Annotated in this window: 20 protein-coding genes; 14 read left to right on the forward strand and 6 right to left on the reverse strand. The window is 66.9% G+C overall.

The features are described from left to right. Positions 1 to 20 precede the first annotated feature (20 nt). On the forward strand, positions 21 to 641 hold the full coding sequence (locus tag V5G24_RS02860; protein ID WP_394079360.1) for a 2,3-bisphosphoglycerate-dependent phosphoglycerate mutase: 621 nt from the start codon (positions 21 to 23) through the stop codon (positions 639 to 641). Positions 642 to 707: 66 nt separating this feature from the next. On the opposite strand, the gene V5G24_RS02865 is transcribed toward V5G24_RS02860, so the two are convergent. Continuing rightward, a complete protein-coding gene (locus tag V5G24_RS02865) occupies positions 708 to 1,517 on the reverse strand; it encodes an SGNH/GDSL hydrolase family protein (RefSeq protein WP_394079362.1) in 810 nt (269 codons plus the stop codon). A 21-nt stretch (positions 1,518 to 1,538) separates the two neighbouring features. Continuing rightward, positions 1,539 to 2,108 carry an HdeD family acid-resistance protein gene (locus V5G24_RS02870; protein WP_394079364.1) on the reverse strand — a complete coding sequence of 190 codons (570 nt, stop codon included), beginning with the start codon at positions 2,106 to 2,108 and terminating at the stop codon, positions 1,539 to 1,541. A 137-nt stretch (positions 2,109 to 2,245) separates the two neighbouring features. Here V5G24_RS02870 and V5G24_RS02875 point away from each other — a divergent pair, with 137 nt between their 5' ends. Both V5G24_RS02875 and V5G24_RS02880 read left to right on the forward strand, forming a co-directional pair. Then, positions 2,246 to 2,977: a DUF1345 domain-containing protein gene (locus V5G24_RS02875; protein WP_394079366.1), complete on the forward strand. Its 732-nt coding sequence runs from the start codon at positions 2,246 to 2,248 to the stop codon at positions 2,975 to 2,977. A 182-nt stretch (positions 2,978 to 3,159) separates the two neighbouring features. Continuing rightward, the gene (locus tag V5G24_RS02880; RefSeq protein ID WP_394079368.1) at positions 3,160 to 4,014 is read left to right on the forward strand and encodes a sulfotransferase family protein; all 855 of its coding nucleotides are present in this window, start codon (positions 3,160 to 3,162) and stop codon (positions 4,012 to 4,014) included. On the opposite strand, the gene V5G24_RS02885 is transcribed toward V5G24_RS02880, so the two are convergent. Both V5G24_RS02885 and V5G24_RS02890 read right to left on the reverse strand, forming a co-directional pair. Beyond that, positions 3,993 to 4,481, reverse strand: a complete 489-nt coding sequence (locus tag V5G24_RS02885; protein WP_394079370.1) for a GNAT family N-acetyltransferase — start codon at positions 4,479 to 4,481, stop codon at positions 3,993 to 3,995. The genes V5G24_RS02880 and V5G24_RS02885 overlap by 22 nt on opposite strands. 157 nt (positions 4,482 to 4,638) lie before the next feature. Continuing rightward, positions 4,639 to 5,901 (reverse strand): L,D-transpeptidase, encoded by a 1,263-nt coding sequence (locus V5G24_RS02890; protein WP_394079372.1) that lies wholly within the window; start codon positions 5,899 to 5,901, stop codon positions 4,639 to 4,641. 318 nt (positions 5,902 to 6,219) lie between these two features. On the opposite strand from V5G24_RS02890, the gene V5G24_RS02895 reads away from it, so the two are divergent. The 3 genes from V5G24_RS02895 (at position 6,220) to metH (ending at position 11,996) form a co-directional block, all read left to right on the forward strand. Beyond that, entirely contained in the window at positions 6,220 to 7,239 is a 1,020-nt protein-coding gene (locus tag V5G24_RS02895) for an ArsR/SmtB family transcription factor (RefSeq protein WP_394079374.1), read from the forward strand. Next, a complete protein-coding gene (gene metF, locus V5G24_RS02900; RefSeq protein ID WP_394079375.1) occupies positions 7,239 to 8,162 on the forward strand; it encodes a methylenetetrahydrofolate reductase [NAD(P)H] in 924 nt (307 codons plus the stop codon). Before V5G24_RS02895 ends, metF begins: the two co-directional genes overlap by 1 nt. Positions 8,163 to 8,264: 102 nt before the next feature. Next, positions 8,265 to 11,996, forward strand: a complete 3,732-nt coding sequence (metH, locus tag V5G24_RS02905) for a methionine synthase (protein ID WP_394079377.1) — start codon at positions 8,265 to 8,267, stop codon at positions 11,994 to 11,996. A 149-nt stretch (positions 11,997 to 12,145) separates the two neighbouring features. Here the strand turns inward: metH and guaB are convergent, their stop codons facing one another. Next, complete coding sequence (guaB, locus tag V5G24_RS02910; RefSeq protein WP_394079379.1) at positions 12,146 to 13,669, reverse strand: IMP dehydrogenase; 1,524 nt, start codon at positions 13,667 to 13,669, stop codon at positions 12,146 to 12,148. A gap of 401 nt (positions 13,670 to 14,070) precedes the next feature. Between guaB and V5G24_RS02915 the strand changes: the two genes are divergently transcribed. From V5G24_RS02915 to der, 7 genes are all read left to right on the forward strand, one after another. Next, complete coding sequence (locus V5G24_RS02915) at positions 14,071 to 14,640, forward strand: NnrU family protein (protein WP_394079381.1); 570 nt, start codon at positions 14,071 to 14,073, stop codon at positions 14,638 to 14,640. A 71-nt stretch (positions 14,641 to 14,711) separates the two neighbouring features. Next, positions 14,712 to 15,539, forward strand: coding sequence for a 3-methyl-2-oxobutanoate hydroxymethyltransferase (gene panB / locus V5G24_RS02920; RefSeq protein WP_394079383.1), 828 nt, complete (start codon positions 14,712 to 14,714; stop codon positions 15,537 to 15,539). Then, positions 15,536 to 16,450 (forward strand): penicillin-binding transpeptidase domain-containing protein, encoded by a 915-nt coding sequence (locus V5G24_RS02925; protein WP_394079385.1) that lies wholly within the window; start codon positions 15,536 to 15,538, stop codon positions 16,448 to 16,450. Before panB ends, V5G24_RS02925 begins: the two co-directional genes overlap by 4 nt. A gap of 58 nt (positions 16,451 to 16,508) precedes the next feature. Then, a complete protein-coding gene (locus tag V5G24_RS02930) occupies positions 16,509 to 17,660 on the forward strand; it encodes a benzoate/H(+) symporter BenE family transporter (RefSeq protein ID WP_394080337.1) in 1,152 nt (383 codons plus the stop codon). A gap of 120 nt (positions 17,661 to 17,780) precedes the next feature. Continuing rightward, complete coding sequence (locus V5G24_RS02935; RefSeq protein ID WP_394079387.1) at positions 17,781 to 18,641, forward strand: tetratricopeptide repeat protein; 861 nt, start codon at positions 17,781 to 17,783, stop codon at positions 18,639 to 18,641. A gap of 11 nt (positions 18,642 to 18,652) precedes the next feature. Beyond that, positions 18,653 to 18,916: a hypothetical protein gene (locus V5G24_RS02940; protein ID WP_394079389.1), complete on the forward strand. Its 264-nt coding sequence runs from the start codon at positions 18,653 to 18,655 to the stop codon at positions 18,914 to 18,916. A gap of 34 nt (positions 18,917 to 18,950) precedes the next feature. Continuing rightward, complete coding sequence (der, locus tag V5G24_RS02945) at positions 18,951 to 20,312, forward strand: ribosome biogenesis GTPase Der (protein WP_394079391.1); 1,362 nt, start codon at positions 18,951 to 18,953, stop codon at positions 20,310 to 20,312. On the opposite strand, the gene V5G24_RS02950 is transcribed toward der, so the two are convergent. Beyond that, positions 20,300 to 20,752 (reverse strand): winged helix-turn-helix transcriptional regulator, encoded by a 453-nt coding sequence (locus V5G24_RS02950; protein ID WP_445322298.1) that lies wholly within the window; start codon positions 20,750 to 20,752, stop codon positions 20,300 to 20,302. The genes der and V5G24_RS02950 overlap by 13 nt on opposite strands. A gap of 127 nt (positions 20,753 to 20,879) precedes the next feature. Between V5G24_RS02950 and V5G24_RS02955 the strand changes: the two genes are divergently transcribed. Further along, positions 20,880 to 21,653, forward strand: coding sequence for an SDR family oxidoreductase (locus tag V5G24_RS02955; RefSeq protein WP_394079393.1), 774 nt, complete (start codon positions 20,880 to 20,882; stop codon positions 21,651 to 21,653). Positions 21,654 to 21,655: the final 2 nt, after the last annotated feature.

Raw genomic sequence — 21,655 nt, forward strand, 5'->3', positions numbered from 1 at the left:
TTCGCTCAAGGAATGCGTCCATGGAAAGGCTTCTCGTCCTCGTCCGTCACGGACAGAGCGAGTGGAACCTCAAGAACCTCTTCACCGGCTGGCGCGATCCGGGCTTGACCGAGAAGGGTGTCGCGGAGGCGCAGCGCGCTGGCAGCCTGCTCGCCGCGGAAGGGTTGAGCTTCGACTTGGCTTACACGTCCGCCCTTGGCCGCGCGCAGCGCACCTGTTCGTTGATGCTGGAGGAGATGGGTCTTAGCGGCATCGAGACCATCGCCGACCAGGCGCTGAACGAGCGCGATTATGGCGACCTCTCGGGTCTCAACAAGGATGACGCGCGCCAGCGCTGGGGCGAGGAGCAGGTGTATATCTGGCGCCGCTCCTACGATATTCAGCCGCCCGGCGGGGAGAGCCTGCGCGATACCGTGGCGCGGACGCTGCCTTATTATGTGCAGGAGATCCTGCCGAGCGTGCTGCGTGGCCGGCGTACCCTGGTGGCGGCCCACGGAAATTCGCTGCGGGCGCTAGTGATGGTGCTGGAGCGGCACACGCCCGAAAGCATCGTGAAGCGCGAACTCGCCACCGGCGCGCCCATCATCTATCGCCTCGCGCCCGACGCCACCGTTGAAGAATATCGCGACCTGATCGTCTGATGGCCCCCGGCCCGTCTTGCGGGCCGGGTGAGGTGGCGGGGCATGCGGGTTCAGCGCATCGCCGGCTCAGCGCATGGCGGGGGCCGGCGGCTCGGGAAGCGCGCCCGCGCCGGGCTTCGTGGGGCGCGGCGCCTGGGCAAGGCCGGCGGCAAGTCGCGCCGCCACCGCCTGCGCGAAGCATTTATAGCTCCAGTCCGTCAGGTGCAGGCCGTCGAGGATGATCATCTGCGAGAGGGGCACGCCGTCGCGCTCCTTCCAGGCCTTCATCATGGCGTAGCGGGCGATCACCGGGACATTCTCCTGCTGCCCGACCTCGGCGATCAGCTTCAGCATCGGCCCCGTGTCGGCGTCGATATTCACCCAGGGCGAATATTGCAGGTCGATCAGCACCGGATCAGCGCCATAAGTGCGGATGGCGGCGATGCCGGTGCGCAGCTGCGCGCCGAAATTGCCCAGGCCGAAGCTGCGCAGCACATAATTTGTGCCCACCTGCCAAAGCACCACATCCGGCTTCAGCGCTCCGACGTCGCGGTCGAAGCGGGAGAGATTCTCCGGCACGTCCTCGCCATTGCCGCCCTTGTTGACGACTTTGATCTGCGTGCCGGGGAAGCGCGCCTGCAATTCCGCCTCCAGCACCGTGGGATAGGTGCGCGAGGGATCGGAGGCGCCGACCCCGGTGGTGGAGGAGGAGCCGATCGCCACGATGGTGATCGCCTTGGTGCGCGCGAATGTTGCGGCCGCGCGCGGCACGCTGAGGGCGGCCTGGGGCGGCTGGACGGGGCAGGCGGTCGTCTGCGCGATGGTGGGCGTGGCAAGCAGGCCCAGCAGCGCGACGCCGCAGGCGCGTCGCGCAGTGCCGGAAAACAACGCGGCCATGCCGCTCTCCTTCGTGGCGTCCTATGGCGCCTTCTGGCGCAGCGCGAACCCGAACAGGACGGTGGTGACGCCGTTCACGATCAGATCGATGCCCAGGAACAGGCCGAGCAGGAATACCGAATTCACCGGCCATCCGGCAATGATGATCACGCCCAGAAGGAAGGTGATTACGCCCGAGAGGGCGAGAAATCCCCAGCCGGCCGCCGGGCGCGCGCCGATCGCAGCGAAGATGCGGAACCCGCCGCCGACCACCAGCGACACGCCGATCATCAAGGTGATTACACCCGCCGCGAGCAGCGGCTGATACATGATGAGCCCGCCGGCGATCACGTAGAGCACGCCGCCCAGCAGCCAGAATAGGAAGCGCCCCCAACTCTGCACGCGGAAGGCGTGGAGAATCTCGACGATGCCGGCGACCAGCACCAGCGCGCCGACATAGAGCGCGGTGACGAGCGTGGAGGTGAGCAGATGCGCGAGCGCGATGAAGCCCAGCACCACGAAGGCGATCCCAAGGGCCACGAACCAGCCCCAGCTGGTCCGGATCTCGGTGATGTGAAGCTTGGCGGTGGGGGAGGAAAGGCTGGTGGGCATGATTGGTGCTCCGGCAGCGGAATGCCGTCCGCAGGCGATCATATCCGCCCCCTGCGTGCAATGCTAAGACGCAATGGGGTGTCCCCGGGGGGAGCATAATTTACCGGCGCGATTCGCCGCAGGCTGGAAACCCGTTGATGACGCAGACCAAACGTTCACGCCGCGCCGCCCAGGAGCAAGCGGAAGCCGAGCGCCGCGCGGCAGAGATCGCCGGGCTCTGGGTGGGCCATCGCGTGGTGCGGCTGCATGTGCGCCTGTTCATTTCGATCCTGATCGGCATCCTCACCTTCGTCATCCTGATCCGCACCGGCCTGGCGGAGGGCGTGATGGGCGCGCTGATCTCCTGGGACATCGCCGTTTTTGTGTGGCTCTGCCTCGTGGGCGTGCTGGTGGTGCGCACCGACGCCAAGATGCTGAGCATCCATGCGGGCATCGACGACGAGGGCGGGCCGGTCATTCTGATCGCCTCGCTGCTGTGCGCCGGCATCAGCCTGGTGGCGGTCATCATGGCGAGCGGCCATCACGGGGCCGACGGCAGTTCCTCGCCGGAGCGGGTCGGACTGGCGGTGGGCACCTTGCTGCTTTCTTGGCTGTTCCTTCATACGATCTATGCGCTGCATTATTCGCGGGAATATTATTCCTCCCACCCCGATGCCTCGCCCATGCTCGTGTTTCCCGGCGATGCGCAGCCCGATTATTGGGATCTGCTCTATTTTTCGTTCAATATCGGCACCGCCTCGCAGACCGCGGACATCACCATTCCCTCGCCCCGCCTGCGCCGGGTGGTTCTGGGGCATCAGATCGCCTCCTACATCTTCAATGCGGCGGTGATTGCGCTGGGGGTGAACGTCGCCGCGAGCCTCGTGTAGGACGGCGTATGGTGCGATGCAGCATACAAAGTTGCATTGAAACAGCGAATGCACCCCTTGATATATAAAATGCAGCCACCGATACTCCATTTCGGGCCGGCGCATTCTTTCATAACAATGTAACAAAAGCGTCCGCCGGCCCTGTGTCATGCGCCACGAGCGCGAAGGGGGTGGAGGCGCGGGTGTCGCAGGTCGTCTCGGCGTTTGTGTGCGGGGTTCAAAAAAGCGGGACCACGAGCCTGTTCGAATATCTGGGCGCGCACCCCGACCTAGCCGCGCCGGACCGCAAGGAGCTTCATTTCTTCGACAACGAGGCGATCGACTGGCGGCAACCGGACTATGGCCTCCTGGAGGCCGCATTTCGGACGGACGGTGCGCGCCTGCGGTTCGAGGCCACGCCGGTTTATATGTTCTGGCCGCCGGCAATGGCGCGTATCCGGGCTTATAATTCGAAGGCGCGACTGATCTTTCTGTTTCGCGACCCGTGCGAGCGCGCCTGGTCCCATTGGTGCATGAACTATGCCCTCGGCCAGGAGGACATGATGTTTGCCGAGGCCATCCGGGAGGGCCGCGCCCGCCTGCCGCCGGACGCGCCGCTGACGCGGGCATGGCGGCGGTTCAGCTATGTGGAGCGCGGCTTCTATGGCTCCCAGGTGCGACGGGCGCTGGCGCATTTTCCCGCCGACCAATTGCTGTTCCTGCGCTCGCAGGACTTGGCGCGCGATCCGGAAACGACGCTGGCGCGCATCGCCGCCTTCCTCGGCCTGAGCAGCTTTCCGCCCATGGCTGCCAAGCGCGAATTCGAGCGCCCGCAGAGGATATGGCCGTGCCATCCCTCGGAGGCGGACAATGCGCTGATATCCAGCCTATTGGAGAGAGAGATGGGAGCGTTCGAGAGCCTGACCGACCTCGACGTGTCGGACTGGCCGGTGATGACTTTTGCCGCTTTCAGGGAACATGCGGCCGGCGCATCGGGCGGCGCCCATCTTGCGCCGGGGTGGGGGCAGGGGCTCACTCAGGCGAGCGGCACGCAATAGCGCACGAACGCGTCGGCCGGCGTGAACGAATCATAAAGGCGGCGCGCGACGGAATTGCTGGCCTTGGTGTGCCAATAAAGCTCCGTCCAGCCCTCGGCCCGGCCGCGCGTCACGAGATCCCCAATCAAGGCCCGGCCGATGCCGCCGCCGCGCACCGTGGGATCAACGAACAAATCTTCCAGATAACAGCGCGGCCCATGGCCCCAGGTGCCGGGATGCAGCACGCTGATGGCGAAGCCCACCACTTTGCCTGCGCACTCGGCGAGGCGGCAGGAGATGGGCGAGGCGGGATCGAGAATTCGCGCCCAAGTGTGCGCGGTCACATCGTCCGGCACATCGGTTTCATAGAAGGACGTATAGCCCGCCCAGAGATCGCGCCAGCGTGCTTCGTCGTGGGGCGTGGCATCCCGCAGGGTGATCGCAATCGGGGCGGAAGCCCTGCGTCTTTCGTCGTCCGTGCCGGCCATGTCCATCCCCGTTCAATGAAAGAGCGCCGGCCTGCCGTGCGGACGGGCCCCAGTCCTCATGAGGCGGGGCGTCATGGCGGCGACTTAAAAGAAAAGCGCGCCGGAGGGGCGCGCTTCTCGTTCAATTTCAATTCCAAAGGCCTCAAGGCCCGGCGCATCAGTGGCTCTGGGAGCTGGATCCCGCATTGGCCTGCGCGCCGCCGGTCTTGGGCATGATCACGACCTTGGTGCCCACCTTGACTCGATCGAACAGGTCTTCCACGTCCGCATTCAGCATGCGGAAGCAGCCGGAGGAGACGAACTTGCCGATGGTCTGCGGCTCGTTGGTGCCGTGGATGCGATACACGGTGCCGCCGAGATAAAGCGTGCGCGCGCCGAGCGGATTGCCGGGGCCGCCGGCCATGAAGCGCGGCAGGTAGGGCTGGCGGGTGATCATTTCCGCCGGCGGGCGCCAGTCGGCCCATTCCGCCTTGCGGGTGATCTTCTCGGTGCCGGCCCAGGTGAAGCCGTCGCGGCCCACGCCGATACCGTAGCGGATCGCCTTGCCGCCACCCTGCACCAGATAGAGATAGGTGTTCGAGGTATCGATAACGATGGTGCCGGCGGGCTGGGTGCTCGGGAAATCCACCGTCTGGCGGCGGAAGCGCTCCGGCACCGGCTCGCTCGGATCGACATCCTCGATGCGCGGGCCGGAGGGCGCTTCCTGCGTGCCGGGAACAACGGCGGCATTGGCCCCGTAGACGCCGGACGGCGGCGCGCTGGCCGATGCCTGGGCTGCGCCGCCATAAGACGCCGTCTGCGGCTGCACATAACCCTGCTGGGGTTGGACATAGCCTTGCTGCGGCTGCACATAGCCCTGCTGGAGCGCCTGAGCGCGCAAGGCATCCTGCTGCGCGGAGGTCGGGGGCTCGTCGGAAGCCTGCGGCTGCACATAGCCCTGCGGCTGCTGGGCATAGCCGGGCTGGGGCTGCACATAGCCCTGCGGCACGGCGGAGCCATGGGCGCCCTGGGCGGCGTAGCCGCCTTGCGGGGCGTAGCTGCCCTGGGGTGCAATCGAGATCGGCTGGTTGCTGGGCGCTGCGGCCTGAACGGGCGCGCCCTGCGAATACCCCTGCTGAGGCGCCGGTTGGGCATAGCCGGGCGCCGCATAGGACGGCGCCTGCACGCTGCCCGGCGGCGGAGCGATGGGCGCGCTCTGCACGGCCTCGTTGCGCGCCGCGGGGCGGGCATAGGGATCATTATACCCGGGGACGGTTCCCGCAGGCTCGGGAGCGATGGCGCCGGTCGCGTCCTCGTCCACCGCGGCGGCCGCGGGGACATAATACCGGCTCTGGACCGACTGAGCCTGTGCCGAAGCAGCCAGGGAGGCAGCCAGGACGGAGATCCCAAGGGCGGAGAGGAGTGTGTTGCGCAGCGTCATGGGATTCGTTGTTAATCCTGAAACGTGACGAAATTGGAAACGGTCGGAATTTTTTCATCCCATGGTCTTGCGAGGCTTGCATGCCAGGGCGTCAAGTGCCCGTGCGATGAATTAAGCCCGCGAAACCATGATCCCCCGCCGCTTCCATAACCACTTGAGGGCACCGAGTGTTCCCTTGAACTCGTAACGCTCGCTCGACGGCGGCGCAACGCAAAGACGCACGGATAACCTAATCGTGGTGCAATCCTGGAATGCGTTGCAGCAGGGTGACGGTCGCGCCGCTTGAAAATGAGCGCGGATCAATATAAAGATATCTTTATGTCTTTAGTTGGCCATGATCTCACGGCGAAGCCGCTATCCTACGCCGTCCTCCTCGAGGGGCTGAAGGCGGCAGGTGAAGACACGCGCCTGCGCCTGCTCGCCGTGCTCGGCGAAGCGGAGCTGACGGTGTCCGACCTGACGGAGATTCTCGGCCAATCCCAGCCGCGCATTTCGCGCCACCTCAAGCTGCTGGCGGATGCCGGCCTGGTGGAGCGGCATCGCGAAGCCAGCTGGATGTTTTATCGCCGGGCCGCGGAAGGGCCGGGCGCGGGCCTTGCCGCCATCCTGCTCCAGCTGCTGGACCCGCTGGACGACGTGGCGCGGCGCGACCTCGAGCGCCTCGCCGAGGTACGGGCCGCCCGCGCCCAGGCGGCGCAGATCTATTTCGCCGCCCATGCCGACCAATGGGATGCCATCCGCAGCCTTCATGTGCCCGAGACGGCGGTTGAGGCCGCGGTTCGCGAGGCCTTGTCCGGACGGCCCATTGACGCGCTGCTGGATCTCGGCACCGGCACCGGCCGCATGCTGGAGCTGTTCGCGCCCGAAATCGGCCGTGGCGTGGGTGTCGATCTTTCTCCTGACATGCTGGGCATCGCCCGCGCCCATCTGGAGCAGGCGGGCATCCGCAATTGCTCGGTCCGCCAGGGCGACATCTACAATCTCGCCATGCCGCGCGAGAGCTTCGATGCCATCATCATCCATCAGGTGCTGCACTTCCTGGACGACGCCGGCCGCGCGGTGCGCGAGGCGGCGCGCCTGCTGCGGCCCGGCGGACGCCTGCTGGTGATCGATTTCGCGCCGCACGATCTGGAATTCCTGCGCGAGGCCCATGCCCACCGCCGGCTCGGCTTCTCCGCCGAGGCGGTGGAGGCCTGGCTCGGCCAGGCCGGTCTCGTGCCGACGATGCATCGCCTGCTCGCCCCCGAGCGGAGCGGCGGCGATGCGCTGACCGTATCCCTATGGCTCGCCCGCGATCCGCGTGTGGCCGAAGCCCAAGAACAGAGAGAGGTTGCGTGATGGCCGGGCCGATCCGTGCGAGCCGGGAAATTGGCAAGGCGCCGGTGGGCGTCTCGTTTGAATTCTTCCCGCCCAAAAGCGAGGAGATGGAGCGCAACCTTTGGACCAGCGTCGCCCGCCTCGCGCCGCTCGCGCCGCGCTTCGTTTCCGTGACCTACGGCGCAGGCGGCTCCACGCGCGAGCGCACCCACGCCACCGTCGAGCGGCTGGTGCGCGAGACCGATCTTGCCCCAGCCGCCCATCTCACCTGCGTCGCCGCAACCCGCGCCGAGATCGACGATGTGGTCCGCGCCTATGCCAAGGCGGGCGTGAAGCACATTGTCGCCCTGCGCGGCGATCCCACCAGCGGGGTCGGCACGACGTATGAGCCGCACCCGGACGGCTATGCCCATGCCTGCGATCTCGTCGCGGGCATCCGCAGGCTCGGGGATTTCGAGGTTTCCGTCTCCGCCTATCCGGAAAAGCACCCGGAGAGCCCGAGCATCGATGCCGACATCGATTATCTCAAGGAGAAGGTGGACAATGGGGCGACCCGCGCCATCACCCAATTCTTCTTCGATAACGATGTCTATTTCCGCTATCTGGACAAGGTGCGCGCGCGCGGCATCGACATTCCGATCCTGCCGGGCATCCTGCCCGTGACCAATTTCAAGCAGGCCGCGAACTTCGCCGCCCGCACCGGCGCGAGCGTGCCGGACTGGCTCGCCAAGCGCTTCGAGGGGCTCGACAATGATCCCGAGACGCGCAAGCTGATCGCCGCCGCCGTCGCCGCTGAGCAGGCCACCGACCTGGTGGATCGCGGCGCGGGCGATATCCATTTCTACACCTTGAACCGCGCCGACCTGGTCTATGCCATCTGCCACCTGCTCGGTCTTCGCGACACGGGCGTGGCCAGCTCGGCGCCACAGGCCATCGCGGTGTGATGTTTTGCGTTTAATGCGGGGCGGCGGTGCCGTCCCGAGCGGTCCGGGCCGCTTTCCCGAGCAGACGATTCAAGGCTTCCCAGACGGGATCAGTGGTGCACCATGACCGACACCCGAGAAAAGACCACCGCCACCCTCCATGCCGCCGCGCGCGAGCGCATCCTGGTGCTGGACGGGGCCATGGGCACCATGATCCAGGGCCTGAGGCTGGACGAGGCCGGCTATCGCGGCGCGCGCTTCGCCGACTGGCCGCGGGATGTGAAGGGCAATAACGACCTGCTGAACCTGACCCGGCAGGATGACGTGCGCGCCATTCACCTGAAGTATTTCATGGCCGGCGCCGACATCGTCGAGACCAACACGTTTTCCTCCACCACCATCGCCCAGGCCGATTACGGCATGGAGGAATTCGCCTACGAGCTGAATGTGGAAGGCGCGCGCCTCGCCAAGGAAGCGGCGGCGCAGGCGCAGGCGCAGGACGGGCGCCCCCGCTTCGTCGCCGGCGCCATCGGCCCCACCAATCGCACCGCCTCCATCTCGCCGGACGTGAACGACCCCGGCTTCCGTGCCACCTCGTTCGACGAACTGGCCGTGGCCTATGGCGAGCAGGCGCGCGGCCTGCTGGCCGGCGGCTCCGACCTGCTGCTGATCGAGACCATCTTCGACACGCTGAACGCCAAGGCCGCGATCTTCGCCATCGAGGGGCTGTTCGACGAACTGGGTTATCGCGTGCCGGTGATGATCTCCGGCACCATCACGGACCTTTCCGGGCGCACCCTTTCCGGGCAGACGCCGGCGGCCTTCTGGTATTCGCTGCGCCACGCCCAGCCGTTTTCCATCGGCCTCAATTGCGCGCTCGGCGCCAAGGAGATGCGCGGCCATATCGCCGAGATCGGCAAGGTGGCCGACACCTTGGTGTGCGCCTATCCCAACGCCGGCCTGCCCAACGAATTCGGCATGTATGACGAGAGCCCCGAGGCCATGGCGGTCCTGGTGGGCGAATTCGCCGCCTCCGGCCTCGTCAATATCGTCGGCGGCTGCTGCGGCACCACGCCGGACCATATCGCCGCGGTGGCGAAGGCGGTCTCCGTCCATAAGCCGCGCGCCGTGCCCGATCTACCGCCCATGCTGCGCCTGTCGGGCCTCGAACCGTTCGAGCTAACGCCGCAGATCCCGTTCGTGAACGTGGGCGAGCGCACCAATGTCACCGGCTCGGCCCGGTTCCGCAAGCTGATCACCAACGGCGATTTCCCCGCCGCGCTCGATGTCGCCCGCGACCAGGTGGAAAACGGCGCCCAGGTCATCGACATCAACATGGACGAAGGCCTGCTGGACAGCCAGAAGGCCATGGTCACCTTCCTCAACCTCGTCGCCGCCGAGCCGGATATCTCCCGCGTGCCGGTGATGGTGGACAGCTCCAAGTGGTCGATCATCGAGGCCGGGCTGAAGTGCATCCAGGGCAAGGGGATCGTGAACTCCATCTCCATGAAGGAGGGGGAGGACAGCTTCCGTGCGCAGGCGCGCCTCGTGCGCCGCTATGGCGCCGCCGTGGTGGTGATGGCGTTCGACGAGCAGGGGCAGGCCGATACGTTCGAGCGCAAGACCCAGATCTGCGCCCGCGCCTACAAGATCCTCACCGAGGAACTCGGCTTCCCGGCCGAGGACATCATCTTCGATCCCAACATCTTCGCGGTCGCCACCGGTATCGAGGAGCACGCGCCCTATGGCGTGTATTTCATCGAGGCCACGCGCTGGATTCGCGAACACTTGCCGCATGCCCATATCTCGGGCGGCGTGTCCAACCTGTCGTTCTCGTTCCGCGGCAACGAACCGGTGCGCGAGGCGATGCATGCCGTGTTCCTCTACCACGCCATCACGGCGGGCATGGACATGGGCATCGTCAATGCCGGCCAGCTCGCGCTGTACGACGAAATCCCGGCCGAGCTGCGCGAAGCGTGCGAGGACGTGGTTCTTAACCGCGATCCGGAGTCCACCGAGCGCCTGCTGACCCTGGCCGAAGGCTTCAAGGGCGGCGCCGGCAAGGAGAAGAAGGAAGCCGATCTCGCCTGGCGCACCTGGCCGGTGGACAAGCGCCTCGCCCATGCGCTGATCAACGGCATCACCGAATTCGTCGATGCCGATACCGAGGAGGCGCGCCAACAGGTGGCCCGTCCGCTGCACGTCATCGAAGGCCCGCTGATGGCCGGCATGAACGTGGTCGGCGACCTGTTCGGCGCCGGCAAGATGTTCCTGCCCCAGGTGGTGAAGTCCGCCCGCGTGATGAAGCAGGCGGTGGCCTATCTCATGCCCTTCATGGAGCAGGAGAAGCTGGACAACGGCACCACCGAATCCTCCTCCGCCGGCAAGATCCTGATGGCGACGGTGAAGGGCGATGTGCACGACATCGGCAAGAACATCGTCGGCGTCGTGTTGCAGTGCAATAATTTCGAGGTCATCGACCTCGGCGTGATGGTGCCCACCGCCAAGATCCTGGAGACGGCCAAGCGCGAGAATGTGGATGTGATCGGCCTGTCCGGCCTCATCACCCCGTCGCTGGACGAAATGGTGTCGGTTGCCTCCGAGATGGAGCGTGAGGGCTTCGTGGTGCCGCTGCTGATCGGCGGCGCCACCACCTCGCGCGTCCATACGGCGGTGAAGATCGCCCCGCAATATGAGCGCGGGCAGGCGGTCTATGTCACCGACGCGAGCCGCGCGGTCGGCGTGGTGGCGAACCTGCTGAACCCGGAAACCCGCTCCTCCTACATGGCCGACGTGAAGGCGGAATATGTGAAGCTGGCGGACGCCCATGCCCGCGCCGATGCCGCCAAGCAGCGCGTGCCGCTGGCGAAGGCGCGGGACAACGGACTGAAGCTGGATTTCTCGACCTATCTGCCGCCAAAGCCCAGCTTCATCGGCACCCGCGTGTTCGAGGACCACGACCTTGCCGATCTGGTGCCGTTCATTGATTGGACGCCGTTCTTCCAATCCTGGGAATTGTCCGGCCGCTATCCGGCGATCCTGGAGGATCCCGTCATCGGCGAGCCGGCGCGCAGCCTGTTCAAGGATGCGCAGGCCATGCTGGCCCAGATGGTGGAGGAGAAGTGGGTGACGGCGAAGGCGGTGGTGGGCTTCTGGCCCGCCAACAGCATCGGCGACGACATCGTCCTGTTCCGCGACGACACCCGCAAGACCCCGCTGGCCACCCTGCACACCCTGCGCCAGCAACTGGCCCGGCGCGAGGGACGCTTCAACCTGGCGCTGTCGGATTTCATCGCGCCGCTGGAAACCGGCGTGCCGGATTATGTGGGTGGCTTCGCCGTCACCACCGGTTTTGGGGAGGCCGCCCGCTCGGACGCCTTCAAGCACGCCAATGACGATTATTCCGCGATCCTGGTGAAGGCGCTGGCGGACCGGCTGGCGGAGGCCTTCGCCGAGCGCATGCACCATCTGGTGCGCACCCAGTTCTGGGCTTATGCGCCGGAGGAGGGGCTCTCCACCGACGACATCATCCTGGAGAAATATCGCGGCATCCGTCCGGCGCCGGGCTATCCGGCCCAGCCCGACCATACGGAGAAGGGGACGCTGTTCTCGATCCTGGATGCCACCAACAAGATCGGCCTGGAACTGACCGAGAGCTATGCCATGTGGCCCGGCGCGGCGGTCTCGGGCCTCTATTTCTCCCATCCCGAGAGCGCCTATTTCGGCGTCGGAAGGATCGAGCGCGACCAGGTGGAGGATTATGCCACCCGCAAGGGCTGGAGCGTGGAGGAGGGCGAGCGCTGGCTCGCGCCGATCCTCAATTACGATCCCACCCGGCGCGAGGCGGCGGAATAAGGGCACGGGCCGGAGCGAAGGCGACGACCCAGGCGCGCCTTCAGCCTGCACAATCGCGCAATAAAAAAGCCGAGGCATGCAGCCTCGGCTTTTTTCGATCCGGAGGTGCGACCGCTGACGGAATGTCCGTCAGCGCACGCGCCGTCCGTTCAGATCCCGCTCATGGGATAGTTCGGGCTCTCGCGGGTGATGGTCACGTCGTGGACGTGGCTTTCGCGCAGGCCGGCGGAGGAGATGCGCACGAAGCGCGCCTTCTCGCGGAATTCGGTCAGGTCCGCGCCGCCCACATAGCCCATGGCGGCGCGCAGGCCGCCGGAGAGCTGGTGCAGCACGGCGGAAACCGGACCCTTATAGGCGACCTGCCCCTCGATGCCTTCCGGCACCAGCTTCAGCGTGTCGCGCACTTCCGCCTGGAAATAGCGATCCGCCGAGCCGCGTGACATGGCGCCCACCGAGCCCATGCCGCGATAGGATTTGTACGAGCGGCCCTGGAACAGGAACACTTCGCCCGGGCTCTCGTCGGTGCCGGCGAGCAGCGAGCCGATCATGGCGCAGGAAGCGCCTGCGGCGAGCGCCTTGGCGAGGTCGCCGGAATATTTGATGCCGCCGTCGGCGATCACCGGGGTGTTGGTGGCCTGGGCCGCCTCCACCGCATCCATCACGGCGGTGAGCTGGGGCACGCCGACGCCGGCGACGATACGGGTGGTGCAGATGGAGCCGGGGCCGATGCCCACCTTGATGGCGTCCGCGCCGGCATCGATCAGCGCCTTGGCGCCGTCGGCGGTGGCGATGTTGCCGGCCAGGATCTGGGTGGTGTTGGAGAGGCGCTTGATGCGCTCCACCTGGTCCAGCACCTTGCGGGAATGGCCGTGGGCGGTATCCACCACCACCAGGTCCACGCCGGCGTCGATCAGGCGCTCGGTGCGCTCGTAGCCATCCTCGCCGACCGTGGTGGCGGCGGCGACGCGCAGGCGGCCCTGCTCGTCCTTGGCGGCATTGGGATTTGCGACCGCCTTCTCGATGTCCTTCACCGTGATCAGGCCGACGCAGCGATAATCATTGTCCACCACCAGCAGCTTCTCGATGCGGTGGTGATGCAGCAGGCGCTTGGCTTCGCTCTGGTTGACGCCCTCATCCACGGTGATGAGCTTGTCCTTGGTCATCAGCTCGGCGACCCGCTGGGTGGGGTCGGTGGCGAAGCGCACGTCGCGGTTGGTGAGGATGCCGACCAGCTTGCCGCCGCGCCCGTTGGAGCCGCGCTCCACCACCGGAATGCCGGAGATGGAATAGCGCTTCATCAGCGCCAGGGCATCGGCGAGCGTATCGTCGGGATGGATGGTGACGGGGTTCACCACCATGCCCGATTCGAACTTCTTCACCTGCCGCACATGCTCGGCCTGGATTTCCGGCGTGAGGTTGCGGTGAATGACGCCGATGCCGCCGGCCTGGGCCATGGCGATGGCGAGGCGCGATTCGGTCACCGTATCCATCGCGGCGGACAGGATCGGGATATTGAGCGTGATGGTGGAGGTGAGGCGGCTGATCAGCTTCGCATCGCCGGGCATGACTTCCGACGGGCCGGGCAGCAGCAGCACGTCGTCGAAGGTCAGCGCTTCGCGAAAGGGCGAACCGGAAATGGGGTGGATCGAGCCGGGCACGCTGGGCGACGACATGGCCAACTCCTTGATATGAGCGCGGCCGGAGATCCGGCCGGGAAGAAGGAAACGCCGCGGAAAAGCTCGTCCCGGCTGCGTTATCGAGTTGGCGGTGGCGCATACCATGGCCGGGCGACGATTCAAAGACCCGCCGGCACGCTTCCTCCATGCGTCCGGCGCAGGGGCGCCCTGCGAGGGACGGCCGATCTCGCTCCGCACCGCCCCAAAGCTTGGGCCGGACTCGAAGCATTTAAGATATATATAGCGATATCAATATCTTATATGGGTGTGCCCCGATCAATTCCTGATCGACATTTCGTGGACATGCTCTAATGTCGCCACGCCCTGCGCAAAGGCACGTCCGTGTGAGCGGACGCGCGGTGCGAGACGGGTGGGGGTGTCGGGCAAGGAATGCGCGCATGTACATGATGCTGTTCGGGCTCGTCCTGTTGTTGGGCGTCCATGTGCTGATCAGCCTCCGGGGGGTGCGGGCGCAACTGATCGCCCGTCTCGGCGAGGGGCAGTACAAGGGCTTCTTCTCGCTCGTGGCGGTCAGCGGCCTGTTGCTGACGGCCTATGGATTCGCCTTGTGGCGGGCGGCGGGCTCGGCCCCGGTGTGGGATCCGCCGCTGTTCATGCGCCACATCACCATGCTGCTGATGCTGTTCGCCGCCATTGCCGGTGTTGCGGCCTATGTGCCGAGCCATATCAAGGCGAAGCTCAAGCATCCGCTGCTAGTCGCGGTGAAGATCTGGGCGCTGGCCCATCTGCTGTCCAATGGCGATATCGCCTCCATCGTCCTGTTCGGCTCGGTGCTCGCCTGGGCGGTTTATGACCGCATTTCGCTGAAGCGCCGCGGCGATCCGCTGCCGGTGGCGCCGCAGGGCTATCGGGGAGACATGCTGGCGGTGGCTGGAGGGCTGGTCGCCTATCTCCTGCTGGCCTTCGTCTTCCACCCCTATGTCGTCGGCGTGCCCGTCATGGGCTGAATTTTCGGGCGGGCAGCGCGCCGGTTCCCGCCCACCCAGGCTTCAAGCAAAAACATATCGAGGAACGCGTCATGTCCATCCAAGCCGACGCCAAGCGCGTCACCGCGCCGGAAATCTTCGCGCGCAAGGGCGGGGACCCCATCGTCAGCCTGACCTCCTACCATGCCCATACCGCTCAGCTGCTCGATCGCCATGTGGATGTGATCCTGGTCGGCGACAGCCTGGGCATGGTGATGCACGGGCTGGAAACCACCGTGCCGGTCACGGTGGAGATGATGATCGTGCACGGGCGCGCGGTGGTGCGCGGCACGAAGCGGGCGCTGATCGTGGTGGACCTGCCGTTCGGCAGCTATGAGGCAAGTCCCGTGGAGGCCTTCCACACCGCCGCCCGCGTGCTCAAGGAAACCGGCGCCGGCGCGGTGAAGCTGGAAGGCGGCGTGCGCATGGCCGAGACCGTCCGCTTCCTGGTGGACCGCGGCGTGCCGGTGATGGGCCATGTGGGCCTGACGCCGCAGGCCATCAATACGCTCGGCTCGTTCAAGGCGCGCGGCCGCGACGATGCGGAAGCCGCTTCCATCGTCGAGGACGCCCGTGCTGTCGCCGAGGCCGGCGCCTTCGCCATCGTGCTGGAGGCCATGGCCGAGCCGGTGGCCCGCCGCATCACGCAGGAAATTTCCACCCCCACCATCGGCATCGGAGGCAGCCCGGCGTGCGATGGCCAGATCCTGGTGCTCGAGGACATGCTCGGCCTCGGCCAGCGGGTGCCGAAGTTCGTGAAGAAATATGCCGAGCTGGGTCCCGCCATCGAACAGGCGGTGGCCAATTATGCCGACGAGGTGCGTGCACGCACCTTCCCCGGCCCCGAGCACACCTATGCGCCCAAGGTGCAGAAGGCGTGAGCCGGCCAGCGGACGGTATCGCAGCCTTCCTCACCGAAAACGCGGCGCGGGGGCTGTTCGGCGTGCGCGAATTCCGCGTGCGCGGGCGGCGCGGGCTGGGCATCCTCGGACTGTTTCTGATCGCGGCGACGGCGCTCGCCCGTCCCGCCGCGGCGGCGGAGGATTGCCTTCTCGTCACCGAGCTGAAGACCGCCCAGGTGGTGGCCAAGCAGGGGCTGTGCGCAAGCCGGCATTCGCCCGCTTCCACCTTCAAGATCGCCTTGGCGCTCATGGGCTATGACAGCTTAATCCTGAAAAGCGCGACGGCGCCGGTGTTCACCACCGAGCCGGGGCTCGCGGAAGGGGAGGGGGCGCAAAAGGAGACCTGGGCCGGCCCGCAGACGCCGCAGAGCTGGATGAAGAATTCCGTCGTCTGGTACTCGCAGGTCCTGACCCGCACGCTCGGCGCGGAAAAATTCGCCGGCTATGTGAAGGCCTTCGTCTATGGCAACGAGAATCTCTCCGGCGATCCGGGGAAGGACAACGGGCTGATCCGCGCCTGGCTGTCCTCCTCGCTCCAGATCTCGCCGCGCGAGCAGGTCGATTTCCTGCGCAAGATGCTGAAGGGCGAACTTCCCGTCAGCGCCGATGCCGTGGACAAGACCGTCGCCTTGCTGAAAGTGCCGGAGGAGCCGGCGGGCTATTTGCTCTACGGCAAGACCGGCTCCGGCTTCCTCCAGCTCAATGACGGCACGCTGGATCGCACGCGGCCCTTCGGCTGGTTCGTGGGCTGGGCGGAGAAGGGCGGGCGCACATTCGTGTTCGTGCGCTTCATGTCGCTCGATTTCGCGGTGGACGAGCCGCTGGGCCTGCGGGCGCGGCGGCAGGCGCTGATGGCGCTGGAGCCTGTGCTTCGGGCGCAGGATCGCTGAGCCGGCCGTGAACGCGCCGCTCGAAACCCATCCGCACGGGCAAGGTGAAGGGCCGGCGCTGCGCCTGTCGGTGGTCATCGCCGCTCTGGTGGCGGCGCTGGTGGGCTTCGGGGGAACCGTGCCGTTGGTTCTGTCGGCGGCGGCGGTGCTGGGCGCTACGCCCGGGCAGACCGCATCCTGGGTCGCGGCCGTGTGTCTCGGCGCGGCGGGAAGCACGCTCTATCTCAGCCTGCGCCATCGCATGCCCATCGTCACCGCATGGTCGACGCCAGGCGCCGCGCTGATCGCCGGCTTTGGTGCCGGCGTCGGCATGCAGGCGGCGGTGGGCGCGTTTCTGCTGTCGGCGGTGCTGGTGATGCTGTGCGCCGCCATCCGCCCGCTCGGGCGTCTCGTGGCGCGCATCCCGGTGAGTGTCGCGGCGGCGATGCTGGCCGGCGTGCTGGCGCGATTCGTCATGGCGGTGGCGGACCATGCGGCGGCAAGCCCGGCCCTGGTGCTGCCGCTGCTGGCGCTGTTTTTCCTGGTGCGGCTGTTCTCGCCGAGCTGGGCGGTGCTGGCGGTGCTGGTTGCCGGGGGTGTGGGCGTGTTCGCCTTCGGCCTCAACACGCCGCTCACCGGCGGCTGGGAAATGCCGCAGTTGACCCTGGTTTCGCCGGTGTTCGACCCGGCGGTGATGCTCGGGCTCGGCCTGCCGCTGTTCCTGGTGAGCATGGCGGCGCAGAATCTGCCGGGCTTCGCCGTGCTGCGGGCCTCGGGCTATCATCCGCCCACGGGGTCGATCCTCGCCGCGACCGGGCTGGCCTCGCTGATCCTGGCGCCGGTGGGCTCCCATTCGGTGACCCTGTCCGCCATCACGGCGGCGATCTGCACCGGCAAGGACGCCCACCCTGACCCCGCCAAGCGATTCCTCACCGGGCCGTTCTATGCGCTGTTCTATTTCATCCTGGCCGGATTCGGCGCCACGATGGTCGCGGTGTTCGCGGCCCTGCCGCCGGCGCTGATCGCGACCATCGCCGGGCTTGCGCTGCTGTCTCCCCTCACGGGCGCGCTCACGGCCGCGCTCGCCGAGGAAAAAGGCCGGATCGCGGCGGTCGCGACCTTCACCACCACCGTGTCCGGAGTCTCCGCTTTCGGCCTCGGGGCGCCGGTCTGGGGGCTGCTCGCGGGTCTGCTGCTGCTGTTCCTGGATCATGTGCGGGCAAAACTTTAGCCGCTTCGGGTCGCGACAGCCCGGAAGGGTTTGCCACGATGCAGCCGCATGGCTAGTTTACGCGCCCTTGGCCTGGGCTTTGTCCGGCCCCTTTCGGCGCGTGCCTGTTGCGGACCATTCATGACCGACATTTTCCACGAGATCGAAGAAGACCTGCGGCGCGACCGGCTGCGCCGGGTATGGGATCGCTTCGGCATCTATTTCATCATCCTGGTGGTCGCGATCATCGCCGCCGCCGGCGCCTATAGCGCCTATCGCTATTACAGCCTGCAGAAGGCGCAGGCCGCCGGCGCCCGTTTTGAGGCGGCCAGCACCCTTGCCGAAGATGGCAAGGCCGCCGAAGCGCAGGCCGCCTTCGAGGCGCTCGCCAAGGACGGACCTTCGGGCTATCGCACCCTGGCGCGGTTCCGCGCGGCGGGCGAAATCGGTGCCAAGGACAAGCCGGCCGGGGTCGCCGCCTTCATGGCGCTCGCAAATGACGGCACCTTGCCGCCCGTGCTCCGCGACCTTGCCAGCGTGCGCGCATCTCTCCTGCAGGTGGATACCGCGCCACTGGCCGAGATCAAGGCGCAGCTCCAGCCGCTCGCCGACGGTACGGGCGGGCTGCGCCATTCGGCGCGCGAGCTGCTTGCTTTGGCGCAGTTCAAGGCCGGGAACCTCGCCGACGCCAACAAGACCGCCCAGCAGGCTATCGACGATCCGGAAGTTCCGCTCGGCGTGCGCAACCGCATGGAGCTGATCCGCACCCTGACCGCCGCTGCCGCCCAGCCGGCGCCGGCTTCGGAAGCCGCAGCAGCGGCCGCCGAGGCGAAGGCCGCCAAGGAGACGCCTGCTGCCGTGCCGGCTCCCGCCGCCGCCGCGCCGGCTGCGTCCGCACCCGCATCCGCCGCCGCATCCGCACCGGTACCCGCCGAACCGGCGCCCGCCGCCCCGTCTGCCGCCGTTCCCGGCCCGGCGGAAGGCGGCGGTGCCACGAAATGAGGAGCTTCCCCATGAACCGGCCGCTGCGTCTCCTTCTTGCGGGCTCTCTGCTGCTCGGCCTCAGTGGCTGCGCGGGCTTCGATTTCGACAAGATCAACCCGTTCCAGGAGCGCAAGACCCCGCTTTCGGGAACGCGCGAGCCGGTGTTTCCCAATGGCGTGCCGGGCGTGACCGCCTCCGCGCCGCTGGACCAGCCCTCCAACGCCAATGTGTCGCTTGACGCGATCTCGGCCGCCAAGCCAAATGCCTCCGCGGCCGCGCCGGGCACCAACTGACTCTAGGGCGCGCGTGCGCCGAGCTTAAAAAACCATGTCCTTTACCCTCGCCATCGTCGGCCGGCCCAATGTGGGCAAGTCGACCCTGTTCAATCGTCTCGTGGGCAAGAAGCTCGCGCTGGTGGACGACCGCCCCGGTGTGACCCGCGATCGCCGCGAGGGCGATGCGCGCCTCGGCGACCTCTCGTTCCGCATCGTCGATACGGCGGGGCTGGAGGAAGCTGACCCTGCGAGCCTCGAAGGACGCATGCGGGCGCAGACCGAGGCCGCCATCGGGGACGCCGACGCGCTGCTGTTCATGGTGGATGCCCGTTCCGGCCTCACCCCTACGGACCGCGCGTTCGCCGCCTTGGTGCGCAAATCCGGCAAGCCGACCATTCTCGTCGCCAACAAGAGCGAGGGGAAAGCCGGTGAGGCGGGCTCGATGGAAGCCTATGCGCTCGGCCTCGGCACGCCGATCCCGCTCTCCGCCGAGCATGGCGAGGGCCTGTCCGATCTTTATGACGCCATCTGCGACGCGCTTCCCGCCCACACCATGAAGCCGGAAGACGACGAGGACGAGCGCGAGGAAACCGACGAGGAGCGCGCGAAGCGCCCCATCAAGGTGGCAGTGCTCGGGCGGCCCAACGCCGGCAAGTCCACCCTCATCAACCGCCTTTTGGGCGAAGACCGGCTGCTGACCGGGCCAGAAGCGGGCATCACCCGCGATTCCATCTCGGTGGAAGTGGAATGGCGCGGCCGCCGGCTCGACGTGTTCGACACCGCCGGCCTGCGCAAGCGCGCGCGCATCGACGACAAGCTGGAGAAGCTCTCCGCCGCCGATGCCCTGCGCGCCATGAAGTTCGCCGAGGTGGTGGTGGTGCTCATCGATGCCACCCGCCCGTTCGAGGAACAGGACCTGCGCATCGCCGATCTGGTGGAGCGCGAGGGCCGCGCGATCGTGATCGGCTTCAACAAATCCGATCTCGTGCCCGATACCGGCCTCATGAGCCGGCTGCGGGAGGAGGCGGACCATCTGCTGCCGCAGATCAAGGGCGTGCCGATCATCCCGATTTCCGGGCTCACCGGCCGCGGGCTGGACCGGCTGGTGGAGGCGATCGCGGAAACCTACCGGGTGTGGAACATCCGCATTCCCACCAATCCGCTCAACCGCTTCCTGCAACAGGCCACCGACACCCATCCGCCGCCGGCGGTCTCCGGCAAGCGGCTGAAGATCCGCTATATGACGCAGGCGAAGGCCCGCCCCCCGAGCTTCGTCATCTTCTGCTCGCGCACCGACGCGGTGCCGGACAGCTATCTGCGCTATCTCTCGAACAGCCTGCGCGCGGCGTTCGACCTGCCGGGTGTGCCGATTCGCATGACCTTGCGCGAAAAGGCCAATCCCTACGCCTCCTGAGGCAGCGGCAGCAGGATCGTGTCCTGCGGCGCGAGGGGCTTTCCCACGGCGTCCCGCACTTCCAGCGGGGCGATGGGCTTGCCGCAGGCGGCATCCACCAGCGGCGGAAAGCTCTCGCCGCTGGAGAAGCCGTATTTCTCGCCCCATTGGCGCAGGGCGATGACCACGGGAAACAGGTCGCGGCCCTTCGGCGTCAGCACATAATCGTTGAACGCACTGCCGTCCGAGGCGGGAACGCTGGCGAGAATGCCATCCGCGACGAGCGTCTTCAGCCGGGCCGAGAGGATGTTCTTGGCGACCCCTAGGCTCTTCTGAAATTCCCCGAACCGACGCTTGCCCAGGAAGGCATCGCGCACGATCAGCAGCGACCACCAATCGCCCACGACGTCCAGCGTCCGGGCAATGGGGCAGGTGGCTTCGTCCATACGCGTGCGTTTCACGGCTTTCCTCTCCGCGCCCCGGCGGACGCTTTTCCATGATGATCATCATCAAACTGGTTGCATTATAAAACCAAAGACGCTAAACGTCCATTCGGTTTCAAAATGCAACCAACTAATGGAGCTGAAAATGCGTCTCTCAGGCAAGCGGGCCCTCATCACCGGCGGCAATAGCGGCATCGGGCTGGCCACCGCCCGCCTCTTCATCGCGGAGGGGGCGAAAGTCGCGATCACGGGGCGGAACCAGGAGACCCTGGACGCCGCCGCGGCCGAGCTCGGCCCGAACCTCCTGGCGCTCCAGGCCGATGTGGACGATTTCAACGCCACCGCCGCCGCCGTGAAACAGGCGGCGGAAGCCTTCGGCGGGCTGGACATCGTGTTCGCCAATGCCGGAATCGGCGGCTCCACGCCGCTCGGCCGGGCGAGCGTCGAGACCTTCGAAAAGATCATCAGCACCAATCTGACCGGCGTGTTCTTCACGGTGCAGGCGGCCGAGCCGTTCCTCGCCAAGGGCGGGTCGGTGGTGCTGAATGGGTCGGTGCTGGCCGTGCTCGGCGCGCCCGGCTGGTCGGCTTATGCCGCCAGCAAGGCCGGCGTGCGGGCGATGTCGCGTGTTCTGGCGTCGGAACTCGCCCCGCGCGGCATCCGGGTGAACGTGGTCGTGCCCGGCGCGGCGCGCACGGCCATCTGGTCCCCTCTTGCACCCACGCAGGAGGCGCGCGCCGCGCTGGACGCCGGGCTTGCCCGTGCGATCCCGCTCGGCCGGCTCGGCGAGGCGGAGGAAGTGGCGAAGACCGTGCTGTTCCTTGCTTCGGACGATGCCTCCAACATCACCGCCGCCGAGATCGTGGTGGACGGCGGCACCACGGGCGCCCCCTCCGGCGCGCCGATTTATCGCGGCTGAAC

The sequence above is a fragment of the Roseixanthobacter finlandensis genome (assembly GCF_043195105.2).
Taxonomy (GTDB): Bacteria; Pseudomonadota; Alphaproteobacteria; order Rhizobiales; family Xanthobacteraceae; genus NCEH01.